This window comes from Mesorhizobium sp. LSHC420B00 (assembly GCF_000503055.1).
In the GTDB taxonomy this organism is placed as follows: Bacteria; Pseudomonadota; Alphaproteobacteria; order Rhizobiales; family Rhizobiaceae; genus Mesorhizobium.
The window spans coordinates 24,831-36,112 of record NZ_AYVY01000051.1 but is presented as its reverse complement, the minus strand read 5'-3'; the positions used below and the strand labels follow the sequence as shown (position 1 = coordinate 36,112).

Below are 11,282 nucleotides of genomic sequence, written 5' to 3'. Positions count from 1 at the left end.
CATGCTCGGCCGCGCCAAGAAGGTGTCGATCTCCAAGGAGAACACCACCATCGTCGACGGCGCCGGCAAGAAGGCCGAGATCCAGGGCCGCGTCGCCCAGATCAAGCAGCAGATCGAGGAGACCACCTCGGACTACGACAAGGAGAAGCTGCAGGAACGTCTCGCCAAGCTGGCGGGCGGCGTTGCCGTCATCCGCGTCGGCGGTGCGACCGAGATCGAAGTCAAGGAAAAGAAGGACCGCGTCGATGACGCCCTCAACGCGACCCGCGCGGCCGTCGAAGAAGGCATCGTTCCTGGCGGCGGCGTCGCGCTCCTGCGCGCTTCGCTGGCCATCACCGTCACCGGCGCCAACTCCGACCAGACCGCGGGCATCAGCATCGTGCGTCGCGCGCTGCAGGCTCCGGCTCGCCAGATCGCGGCCAACGCCGGTGCGGAAGCATCGATCGTTGCCGGCAAGATCCTCGAGAACAAGGGCCCGACCTTCGGCTTCAACGCCCAGACCGGCGAATATGGCGACATGATCGCCATGGGCATCGTCGATCCGATGAAGGTCGTGCGCACGGCTCTCCAGGACGCGGCCTCGGTCGCCGGCCTGCTGGTCACCACCGAAGCCATGATCGCCGAGGCTCCGAAGAAGGAGTCGGGTGGCGGCGGCGGCATGCCTGGCGGCATGGGCGGCGGCGGCATGGGCGGTATGGGCGGTATGGATTTCTGATCCAGCCAACCTCCAACTACAGGAAAAGGGCGGCAGCGATGCCGCCCTTTTCTCTGGCGCGGATCCAAGCCGGCTGCCCGATCCACAGGCCTGCATGCGGCGCACTTTATGGCGGACACCAATGACTGAATTCATTCTGTTCGCCATAGTCGGCTTTCTCGCCCAGGCGGTCGACGGTGCGCTTGGCATGGCATACGGCGCGATCTCCTCGACGGTTCTGCTTTCCTTCGGCGTTCCGCCGGCGCAGGCTTCGGCCGCGGTGCACGCGGCGGAAGTGTTCACCACGGCCGCATCCGGCACGGCGCACCATTACCACCGCAATATCGACTGGAAGCTGTTCTGGCGGCTTGCACCGTTCGGCATCCCCTCGGCGGCTGCCTCGGCGCCTTCGTGCTGACCTTGTTTCGACGGCGACATGGTGAAACAGCTCCGGTGGTTCCGCAAGATCCCCAACAATCCGGTTCCTACCTGCCTGGTGGCTCCGCTGGGCGCCGCAGGCGCGTTCCTCCACCGGCCGGTGGCGGTGGTTGGGGTCCGATGGTCGGCGGCTGAAACACCGCTGGGGGCAATGTTCAACGGATTTCCTGGCCGAGCACGGCCTGACCCCGCATGGCATCCGCCGGTTCTGGCTGCATCAGGCCAATGCGCGCATGAACGCGATGATCCTGAAGCTCTCCTTCGGCCATGATGTCGGCATGACCGGGCGCCAATGGTGCTGGAGCGGCTCGGCAACACGGCGGCGGCCGGCGCGATCATCGCCTTCAAGGAAAACCACGAGGATATGAAGGCGGGCGATTACGGCCTGCTCTGCACCTTCAGGGCGGGGATACTCGATCGGCGGCGCACTGCTCAAGAAGCTTTGACGGGTTTTGCCCGCTCGTTGGCCGGCGCTCTCATGCGCGGCACACGTGAAGGCTGTTCGCCAGTTTGTCACTCGCCCGACCAATGCTATTCTGGATGGACTGGAGCTTCGGACGGCTTGTTCATGAAGGCAGTGTTTCGCCATGCCGGTTTGCCTTGGATCGTCGGGCTCGCGGGCTTCGCGCGTTATGCTCGACGATCGCGAGACGCCGAGCATAATCCGATCCGTCAACCGCACGGCACTATCAGCAAGGCTACGGCGGGGGGCCGCTATCCTCACGCACCTCGGTCATGCCGCAAGCCGCCCTCGCATTCAATGTGTTAGTGGATTCGTGTGAATCTACATCCACACAAACATGTGCTCCAATATTGATCTCGCCGAAGGGGTTGAGCAGCTGGCGCGGTCGTGATTCCAACAGGTTGTCGAAGCCTGATTGGAGAGACCTGATGTGGACGCCAGCTACTCGCCGCCAGCATAACCGCGGAAGCCTGCGTTACGAAACAGACATGACGGACGCAGAGTGGAGTTTGATCGCGCCACTCATGCCCACGGCGCGCCCGACGGGGCGACCGCGAAAATGGCCATTGCGCGAGATCGTGAACGCGATCTTCTACGTCATGCGCGGCGGGATCGGGTGGCGTCTTCTGCCATCGGATTTTCCGCCGAGGAGCACGGTGTTTCGCTGGTTTTGCTTGTTCCGTGACACATGCCTGTTCGAGAAGATCAACCACAAGCTCCTGATGCTGGATCGCGAACGTTGCGGCCGAGAGGCTTCACCCACGGCCTCCGTCATCGACAGCCAGACCGTGAAGACCTGCGAGAGTGGCGGGCCGCGTGGCTATGACGCCGGCAAGAAGATCAAAGGCCGCAAGCGCCATGCGCTGGTCGACACCGACGGTCGGGCTCTCGTCCCTTATCCGCATCCCGCCAGCATCCAGGATCGCGACGGCGCCGGCCCGGTCCTGAACGCCTCGCGGCGACCATTCCCCTTCATCCGAAAGGTGTTCGCCGACCTGGATATCAGGGACCGCGTGTGGCCGAAGGCACCAGTGCGGTTACCAACCCGCGGATAAGAGCTGGATCAACCGTCGTCTTAAGCCCCATCTCGTCCCCGTGCTGCCCATCAACGAAGGACAAACCTGTGACAAAGGACATGGGGCGGAAAAGCTCATCCATCACCCTTGACCACGGTCCGCTCCGTCGTCTGCTCCGTCGTCTGGCGGATTGCACAACAAAGATTTAGGAAATTTCTCACATTTCCGTCCCCCGTTGTAAGTGGCGCCCGGATCCGGAGCGGTCGTTACCAGGGCCAGCGCGATCGCAGGAAGTATCGGGCGCAGCCAGTCAGGCCGAAATTTCGTCGACGGTTTTGGGAGGCCCCGGGGCCGCGACATCTTTTGGTGACGGTGTCATTGTTGCCTTTCTCTCGTTCATTAATGTTTTGCGGATGATCCGGTGTCGTTTGCCATCTGCGATCGGCACGTCGGACGGTTTTGGTAAGGTGACTGGTTTCATAAGGTCGCCAGTTGTTTGTCCCAACAACAACCCTTTTGGCAGAGCTAGCTGACAGTAGCCTCAAAAGCAGTCAGCGAATTTCACGACGTAGTGGTCGAGGCCGAGATCGTCTTTGGTGCGCTCGAAGCCATTCCTCGACCGCCCAGCGCAGGCGGCGGCACCGGCCAGTTCGGCCAACGCCGTGCCCCAGACCAGATAGTAGGCGAGCTTCTCCGGCTCCTTGCGGTGGTCGGAATGACGCTGCTGCCAAAACCTGTGGCGACGAAGCTGAGATCCCCCGCTTCATCGCCGGACCAGCTCTAGCCGCACACGCCTTTGATCCTATCGAGTGCCCGGTCGCGTCGTAAGGAACATCCTGACAGGCTGCATAAACGACATGAATCTACCAATCTTCAAAACAGGGCCATGGCCGGATGATGACCGGACGATAGATCACCGGCCGGTCCCAAGGATCGAAAGCGCACGCGCTTCTCAGGTCCGCGCGGCGCTCGAGCTCGATGCGCTGCAGACATTCGGCGAAGGCATCGTTCCCGACGAAGCCGTAGGACCGGCATTGCGCCTCGTCCGCGGCACGGCGGTCCTCGTCCGCGGCACGGCGGTCTTCCGCCGTCATGCAGCCTGTGCAGATTGTGGCCAGCGCGACCACCATCGCCGTCTTATACCACATACTTTCCTCCTCGACACAAAAGTTGATTGTAGAGATTCTGGGAAGCATTAGATCGCCCGCGGAACCTAGCCCGCTTGATGCACGGCGAAGAGCTTTCGGCGGCCTGAAGCGGCGATCTGGTTTCCTTTGCTGTGCGTTTTCCCAAGCCTCATCAGGCGCCGGCGGTGATCCGTCGTGATGGAAGGCGAGGGTTTGCGGGTTGAGGTCAGCGGGTTTGTTCCGGGACGTCTGCGCCCCATTGTTTATATCGCGAGTTGCGGGATGCGACTGAGGACGATGCGTAGAATGCGCTGGTCCGGGCAGGATGTCGGCAGGTGCAGGCGGATTTGGGTCTTCATGTCGACCATGCGAGCGGCGATCTTGATGAGGCGCAGTCGCAGCGTGTCGAGTTGAGCGACTGCAAAGCTGGAGCGTTTCGGCATCGCGGCACGCAGGCCCCCCATAAGCCAGTAGGCGCCGGCATGCAGGAACAGCCGGAACTGGTTGGCCGTCGCTCTTGTGCCGGAGGTGCGGTCGGCGGCGAGATGCGTCTTCCACGACTTGATGTGGTTCTCGGCAGCGCCGCGCCGGCAGTAGACATCCTCGTAGAGCACCAATGGGCATGGAGTGCCTGCCATGCAAAGCGAACGGCAGTCATGATGATATCCTTTGCGAGCTCATAATGGAGCGACGATTGCGCGACAATGCATCAGGTGTCCTCACAGCATGCTGTACAACAAGTCAGGATGCATGGAAGTAGCCGGCCTTGAGCACGTCCTGGAGTTCGAGATCTTCCACCGGTCCTTCTTGTGCTGCGAGGTGCAGGACGTATCCTGCGCCTTCGCGTTCAGGATCAGGCGGGTGGAGTCGGCTTTGTGGCCGCAGCCGACGATGAGGATTCTTTGCCCGAGGTCGACAAGGGCGGCGAGCGTGGGACGTCGTCGACTTTGCCGATGCCCCCCTTGCCGTAGAACGCGATCTGACGCAGACGTGACATGTAGCTTTCCTTCTTCTGTTCCATTTGCGGCTGCCCGCGCCATGAAGGCAGCTCGCCGCCTTGCACCAAGGGCTTCAAGACCCGTGCCAACTCGGCTGAGTTGGGCCGGAGCAAAATTTGTGAATACTTTTCAGCTGCTTAGCCCGAGGCAACAAGAGATTGGCTAAGCAAACCGTGTGTAGCGGACCCGACAAAGACGACAATGTGTCGGATTCCGTTACTTGCGACCGCTATTGATCTCCCAGGAGCCCGACAACTGGCCGGCCTCCAATCGGGTGATCCATGTTGAACGTTAGCACATGCTTGGTCTTTGCGCCTCGGCTGCGGCCGCATTAGGTAAGCGTCAGCCGCTGGGTGACGTTGACGGCGTAGATTCTTCACGGCTAGACACCCGAAATCGGCGTGTTGGGCGGGTTCGGGATAGGGGAGAGCTTCGCAGTGTGGATCGGCCCGCCGGTTAAGGAATCGTACTCGCTGGCGATCCTGACCGCTTCCTCGGCCGTTCTGCCCGCGTGCAGCGGGCCCAGTGCAAACTCCGTGCCGGAGCCGATCGCGAAGAATGGCGCCTCGAGCGGCCCGGTAAAGCAGGACCAATGGTTCCAGTAGTGGACGGTGCCGTCGGTCCACACCAGCAGCGCCTTGACGCCGATCTTGCTGTCATGGGTGGGGATGGCCTTCGTTGACCACCTGGCTGCACCATTTGGCGAAGGCGTCGGTCTGGCCGCCGTGGCTCGCGGCGTCGGTCTGGCCGACATCACTCGACGAGGACGCGACCAGGGCGCCATTGGGCAGGACGTGCAGGTTTTTCTTGAAGCCGATCGGGCTGCCGTCGCTCGAATAGACGCGGCTGTCCGTTGCCATGATCCCATCTCGGTACACAATGGTCGTCATGGCAATCACCCGAGGTCGACAAGGGCGGCGAGCGCTGGCGATATGGTGCCTTGACCTCGATTGGTTCATCTATGCCTTCGTGCGCAAGGAGGCAGTGATCTCCTCGCAGATCGAGGGCACGCAGGCAGCACTCGTGGACCTTCTGGCTTTCGAGGCCGAAGAGGGGCCGGCACCCAACGCCGATATGGAAGCGGTCACGAACTACCTCGACACGCTCGCCTATGCCCGCGACCAGCTTGCGTCGAAGCAGGGGCTGCCGATTTCCATGCGCTCCTGAACGAGACGCACAAGCGGTTGATGCGCGTCGTGCGTTGTTCGAACAAGAAGACGTACGCCGCAGCCAGAACTGGATCGGGGGAAGTCGGCCAGGCAATGCGACCTAGGTCCCGCCGCCACCGGATAAGCTTCCCCAGCTTCCCAGCGAATTTGAGAAATACATCCACGTCGACGATCCGCTAGCGAAGCTGGTGCGGGCAGGTTTTCGCCACGTGCAGTTCGAGATCATTTATCCCTATCTCGACCGCAACGGGCGGATCGGGCGACTCCTGATCGCCCTGCTCTTGGAGCACTGGGGCTTACTAAAGGCGCGGCTCCTCTATCTCAGCCTGTTTTTCAAGCGCCACAGGGAAGAGTACTACCGGCGCCTCGATTTTAATCCGGTGGAAGGGAACTTTGAGGGCTGGATAGACTTCTTTCTCGATCGCCACCACTTCCGGTGAAGCCGTCGCTTCGGCGCGTGAACTGTTCAATCTCGTATCCTCGCACCGGGTGCGACTGCTCCAAGCCCAATCCGCCTCCGGCTCCGCAGTCAGACTGTTCGAGCAATCGCCGCGTCATCCGATCGTGAGCGTTGCCTCGGTCATAAAGTTGATCGGCGTAAGCAAGCGACCGCGATCCGTGCGATCGAGGCGCTGACCGAAGCCAATATTCTCGTGGACACCATGGGGAAGAAGCGCGACCGCAGCTTCGCCTATCGCGCCTATCTGGAATGCGTGCGAACCGGAACGGAATTGGACAGTGGCTGATCGCTACCAACCGGGAAATCATATCACGCTGTCAATGACCGTGGAATCCCGACCCCGCATTTTCGCGTGCTCATTCCATGAAAATCACACCACGCTGCGCGAACGACTCCTGCAGCCTCGCCAATTAGTGGCGACGCTTCGGCTATCGGAGGCTGTTCATCCAGGGCTGGCAGTGCGCAAGCGTCGTTCACGACGAACACTGACTGCGGCGGATCGGAGCGGTGCGGGACCGCTCCGCAGGTGAGCCGCCAGGTGAATTCGGGCACTCATCGTTCCTGGCCTCGCATCGAGCCGACCAGGCATGGCCGAGGGGCGCCCACTGGCGCCTTGCGCTGATTAGAGCGAAGTCATCGAAAATCAGCACAAGGCGCACTCGGGCCGCAGAACTTTAGCCGCAGCAGTCACTGTCATCTTCTTCGGCCTTTTTTCTTCTTGACGCCTTGTCGGTGAGGCCGACGATGCGCCTGTTGAGACGGCTGGACAATACTCCGGAGTCGCCGAAGACCACCTCCACATCGTCGCGCGAGACAAAATGAGAGCCATCTCGCGCGAGGCTCCGTTGGGCCAGACGACGGACCATCTCCTTGACATAGACCGCGCTGCTGCCGTCTGAGCGTGCGACGGCATCGGCCACCGCTCCGCTCTCGAAGGTGAGAGCACCACCATAGAGCGCTATCAGCCGCTCGCGGCAACCAGCGTCGGGGAGCGGAATTTCAATAGCTTCGTCCACGCGGCCCGGGCGCGAAGCGAGCGCTTCCTCAATGTCCTCCGGCCGGTTCGTCGTCAGGAAGAAAAAGATATCTGTCCCTGACTCAAGACCGTCCATCTCGTTCAACAGACGGTTGAGGAGGCGTTCGGCCTTTTGACCATGAACATCCTCTCGCGACCGGCCCACCAGATCGACGTCCTCCAGCACGACGATGCTCGGCTGCAAGGTACGCGCCAGCGCGATGTAGAACCCAATCGCAATTGTCTGCTCAGCCGTGACCAGAACGGTAGTGCGGCCAGGCAGGTTGGCACAAACATGACGGATGACGTGCGTCTTGCCTGTCCCAGGAGGTCCGTAAAGCAGAATACCCTTTTGCGTCGATTGGCCGAGACGCTTCAGCTCCTCTCGGTGTCCATCGAAATCGAAGATGTGGGCATCAAGACGCGCCATAGTTGCCTCGGAAAGCACCAGGTCGTTCCGGCATACGGCAGGAAGACCATGAACCCGCATCGTACCCTGCATCCCAGAGGTTCCTGCATCTTCTTCGAAAGAGAGGACCTTGTTGCGATAATATCGTGAGCTCTCGCAGCCCTCCTGGATCTTGCGAAGAAATTCGCGCGAGAAGTCGCATGCCTGCTCGCCGGGCAGAAAAGCGATTTCCACTTGAACGTATGTCATGCCATTGTATGGGGCGGTGAACTGCGACAGAAAAACCGCAACCGGCTCGTCGCCGATCTGGAACAACCACAGGCCGTTGTGCAGAGACGCATAAGGCTCCTCTTCGCCGATGTCGATGTCCTGATATTGCAAGGGTGTTATCGGAACGACGGCATGTTCCTGGCGAATGATAAGGTCTGATAGCTTCATGGGCTCAGAGTCGTAGAACTGGTGGACGCCGACCAGCTTGGGAGACAGAGGCGCGATCTGCTCTTCGATCATGGTTTGAAGATCCGGCAGGAGATGTGGATAAAACCGTCGGTGGGAGCTCGTCAGCTCCAACAAATCATCGGTTTTGAAATGGGCATGAAGTGCCTGCCAGGTAAAGCGAATAACCTCAGTCATGGTGATATCCTTTGTGAGTTCACAATTGATCGACGATTCGCGCGACAATGCATCAGGTGTCCTCACAGCATGCTGTACAACAAGTCAGGATGCTTGGAAGCAGCCGACCTTGAGCACGTCCTGAAGTTCGAGATCTTCCACCGAACCTTCTTGTTCTGCGAGGTGCAGAACGTATCCTGCGCCTTCGCGTTCAGGATCAGGCGGGTGGAGTCGGCTTTGGGGTCGTAGCCGACGATGAGGATCCTTCGCCCGAGGTCGACAAGGGCGGCGAGCGTATTTTGGGACGTCGTCGATTTGCCGATGCCCTCCTTGCCGTAGAACGCGATCTGACGCAGACCTGACATGTAGCTTTCCTTCTTCTGTTCCATTTGCGGCTGCCCGCGACATGAATGCGTTGGCAGCTCTCGCCGCCTTGCACCAAGGTTTTCAAGACTCGTGCCAACGTGACTGACTGGGCCGGAGAAGAAAATTCGTGAATTCTTTTCAGCTGCTTAGCCCGAGGCAACAAGAGATTGGCTAAGCCAGCCTGTGTCGCGGACCCGACAAAGGCGACACAACGTGTCGGCTTCCGTTACTTGCGACCCGCATACCTCGCAGACCGGAAAGAAGTTGGGAATGTCAGGCAGCGAGTCTGAGGCGATTTTGATCGGGGAGACCGCAGCAAGGACGTCGGTCTACGCATACCTCTGTATCGCTCCAGCCTGCCATTGATCTGGGCCGGCCGTTCGCACATTGAACACGAGCTGGCGCTCAACCGCGACCAACACATCTGCCGCTTTTTACAATGCGTTCGTTGACGGCTCGACCTCGCCTGTCTTGTCTTGGCGCACCCTGGTTATCTTCAGATAGTGGTGCCGAGCGGAATTTCTTACACGCCGCCCAAGCGGTCGTTGGGCCGTCGCGCTGGTGTTGTCACTAATCGCACGTATGATGGCACTCGTGCTGCACCCCGATTTGCAGCTGCTGCTGGGCCAGCTTCTGGTGCTCCAATTCGGCTGGAGTATCGCCAATCATGTCGCCGCGCAAGCCAAGAGGTTCTTGAGCTGTCCCGGAGCGTCGGGTCCTGCAATCGTGACACGCGCCGGGGGTCTCATTCTGAACCGCAGTCGCGTCGGTCCACACGGCGCATATCTGACGGGCACTCGAGAACGCTCAGTTGATTTTGTCGCTTGTCGGAGATGACTGTCGGGCCGCTTAACCGCAATGTTGGATGAGTTTTGCCGGAGCCATACTTTCTAACGCTATCTTTGTTGGTCCAATTCGCCGCAGCCAGAGCACCGGATAGACATCATCTGCATGCGACAAGCGTTTCCCTCAGCACCTAAGGCTCGCAGCGGAACCTGCATGTACGTGTTTTATAAAGAACATCGTAGTTCTACTGCGACTATGTCGCAAATCCGACATCGTTGGACAGCGGACAAAACTGACGCGCAACAAAAAGGGAGAAGCCTGCCAAGTGAGGCTGGGCCACCGGCGCTGGCGATCATTCCGCCAACGTTAAGCCAAGAGGCTCGGCTCACTTCTCGGCGCAGGAGTTCAGTATCGGCGTCATCGCCTTCACATTCTCGTCGATCCACCCGAGCACTTTCCCCGCGACAACGTCGCGCTCAGGCAGATGCCACCAGTGCTCGTTGACGAGTTCGACGGTCTCGACCACTGCCTTCAGGACTGGCGGCTCCGGATTGCACGGTTCGCAAATGCTTTCCATCGCGGTGCTGCTAGCGCCTTGAACGAGCGCTCTCCTCCAAGCGAAAGCGCCATGGCGTCCGCGGGAAGATATGGCACGGTCGACAGTAGGTCGTAGATTGGTGAAAGGGCCGGCTTAAAGCCGTTTCCGCGATAGATCAACGACCAGTTCTTCAGGTGCATGTCGCCATTGCCGGTGATGACAGTCAGCGCCAAGCGGCGGACGAATTCGAGAGCCGCCGTAGTCAAGACGGCCACGCCAAGAGCCGAGGCTATGTCATGGTAAGCAGCGCCCTCGTATTTGCGCGAGGGATAGACACCGAAGACCTGAGCAAAATCCTCAATGTGAATCCTATCGCCATCGGCGCCGCGATCGAAGCGTTTGACGAGAAGGACCTTGCCCTCCGACAGCGTGTTGAATTCTTCGGGANGGCAAGTGAGAACCGTGCCTTGGGGTCATCCTTTGAAGCATCCTGCGAAACCGCTATCGCGCCGTCACTGGGCGACGCCCGTACGGCTCCCGGCAGATCGGCGCCCAGCGCCGCTAAGAGATCGAAATCATTGCCAGGCCGGACATTGCCTTCGTGGTGCTTTTCCATCGCCTCGCGTAGCTTCTCCTCCGGTAGGAGGTTCGCGAAAAAGGCCGGCAAGGCGCCCGCCAGAGGCTTCGGACCTTTCCGCAATCCTCCGGTCGCTGCCCGGAACGACAGGCTGAAAACCGGAAAGCCGCCCGTCGCGCGGTAGGCCTCATCGAAGTTGAATGCATTGAAATCGCCCGGCGTCCTAACGATTGTGCCGATCTTCAGTGCGTTCAAGAGCACGTCCAGCGACGGGATCGTCTTAGGTGCGTGAAAGACTGGAGCCATGATCGTCATCGTCAGATTGAGGAACAAAGGCGGGCAGGTCGTCATCATCATGCGGACGCAACAGAGCCTGGACAGCCGGCACCATGACTTGCGGAACCAGCATCATTTCCAGACCGAGCGCGCGAGCGACATTCATGAGCGTCGTCGCACGCGCCGCCGCGGCCCCCTTTTCGATGTCGCGATAGCGGGGACGGGATATACCCGCCAAATCAGCGACCTGCTGCTGCGTCATGGCAGCGCCCTGCCTCACCTGCCTGAAAAGCCCACCGATTTCGCGCAGAATTTCCGATTCAGATTCCACCATTACC

The 11,282-nt window shown here is 60.2% G+C and carries 9 protein-coding genes and 7 pseudogenes; 6 read left to right on the top strand and 10 right to left on the bottom strand.

All coding sequences use genetic code 11. The annotated features are described in order from the left end of the window. The 4 genes and pseudogenes from X760_RS72550 to X760_RS72535 form a co-directional block, all read left to right on the top strand. Positions 1-715: TCP-1/cpn60 chaperonin family protein (locus X760_RS72550; protein WP_023723026.1), on the top strand; the 715-nt coding region annotated here is incomplete at its 5' end. Positions 716-836: 121 nt separating this feature from the next. Next, positions 837-1,255: pseudogene (locus X760_RS72545) on the top strand (sulfite exporter TauE/SafE family protein); the annotation flags it as partial. A 38-nt stretch (positions 1,256-1,293) separates the two neighbouring features. Further along, positions 1,294-1,578 (top strand): annotated as a pseudogene (locus tag X760_RS75940) (3-oxoacyl-[acyl-carrier-protein] synthase III C-terminal domain-containing protein); the annotation flags it as partial. 445 nt (positions 1,579-2,023) lie between these two features. Further along, positions 2,024-2,628, top strand: a pseudogene (locus X760_RS72535) (IS5 family transposase); the annotation flags it as partial. A gap of 293 nt (positions 2,629-2,921) precedes the next feature. Here the strand turns inward: X760_RS72535 and X760_RS77685 are convergent. The 6 genes and pseudogenes from X760_RS77685 to X760_RS72510 form a co-directional block, all read right to left on the bottom strand. Further along, positions 2,922-3,092 carry a hypothetical protein gene (locus X760_RS77685; protein ID WP_210164503.1) on the bottom strand — a complete coding sequence of 57 codons (171 nt, stop codon included), beginning with the start codon at positions 3,090-3,092 and terminating at the stop codon, positions 2,922-2,924. A 382-nt stretch (positions 3,093-3,474) separates the two neighbouring features. After that, the gene (locus X760_RS72530) at positions 3,475-3,759 is read right to left on the bottom strand and encodes a hypothetical protein (protein WP_023723021.1); all 285 of its coding nucleotides are present in this window, start codon (positions 3,757-3,759) and stop codon (positions 3,475-3,477) included. Positions 3,760-4,001: 242 nt separating this feature from the next. Further along, positions 4,002-4,349: pseudogene (locus X760_RS72525) on the bottom strand (transposase); the annotation flags it as partial. A 145-nt stretch (positions 4,350-4,494) separates the two neighbouring features. Beyond that, positions 4,495-4,735, bottom strand: a pseudogene (nifH, locus tag X760_RS75935) (nitrogenase reductase); the annotation flags it as partial. Between the two features lie 383 nt (positions 4,736-5,118). Continuing rightward, positions 5,119-5,364: a hypothetical protein gene (locus X760_RS72515; RefSeq protein WP_023723018.1), complete on the bottom strand. Its 246-nt coding sequence runs from the start codon at positions 5,362-5,364 to the stop codon at positions 5,119-5,121. A 28-nt stretch (positions 5,365-5,392) separates the two neighbouring features. Beyond that, a complete protein-coding gene (locus tag X760_RS72510) occupies positions 5,393-5,596 on the bottom strand; it encodes a hypothetical protein (RefSeq protein ID WP_023723017.1) in 204 nt (67 codons plus the stop codon). Between the two features lie 28 nt (positions 5,597-5,624). Here X760_RS72510 and X760_RS78675 point away from each other — a divergent pair, with 28 nt between their 5' ends. Beyond that, positions 5,625-5,903 carry a Fic/DOC family N-terminal domain-containing protein gene (locus X760_RS78675; RefSeq protein ID WP_245278789.1) on the top strand — a complete coding sequence of 93 codons (279 nt, stop codon included), beginning with the start codon at positions 5,625-5,627 and terminating at the stop codon, positions 5,901-5,903. A gap of 160 nt (positions 5,904-6,063) precedes the next feature. Then, complete coding sequence (locus X760_RS78670; RefSeq protein ID WP_245278791.1) at positions 6,064-6,345, top strand: Fic family protein; 282 nt, start codon at positions 6,064-6,066, stop codon at positions 6,343-6,345. 694 nt (positions 6,346-7,039) lie between these two features. Here X760_RS78670 and X760_RS78665 read toward each other — a convergent pair. The 4 genes and pseudogenes from X760_RS78665 to X760_RS72485 all read right to left on the bottom strand — a co-directional run bounded on the left by X760_RS78665 (position 7,040) and on the right by X760_RS72485 (position 11,275). Continuing rightward, positions 7,040-8,422, bottom strand: a complete 1,383-nt coding sequence (locus tag X760_RS78665) for an ATP-binding protein (RefSeq protein WP_036245939.1) — start codon at positions 8,420-8,422, stop codon at positions 7,040-7,042. A 102-nt stretch (positions 8,423-8,524) separates the two neighbouring features. Further along, positions 8,525-8,766, bottom strand: a pseudogene (locus X760_RS72495) (AAA family ATPase); the annotation flags it as partial. Between the two features lie 1,172 nt (positions 8,767-9,938). Next, positions 9,939-10,974: pseudogene (locus X760_RS72490) on the bottom strand (type II toxin-antitoxin system HipA family toxin). Next, positions 10,949-11,275, bottom strand: coding sequence for a helix-turn-helix domain-containing protein (locus X760_RS72485; RefSeq protein WP_031195412.1), 327 nt, complete (start codon positions 11,273-11,275; stop codon positions 10,949-10,951). Before X760_RS72485 ends, X760_RS72490 begins: the two are co-directional and overlap by 26 nt. Positions 11,276-11,282 lie beyond the last annotated feature (7 nt).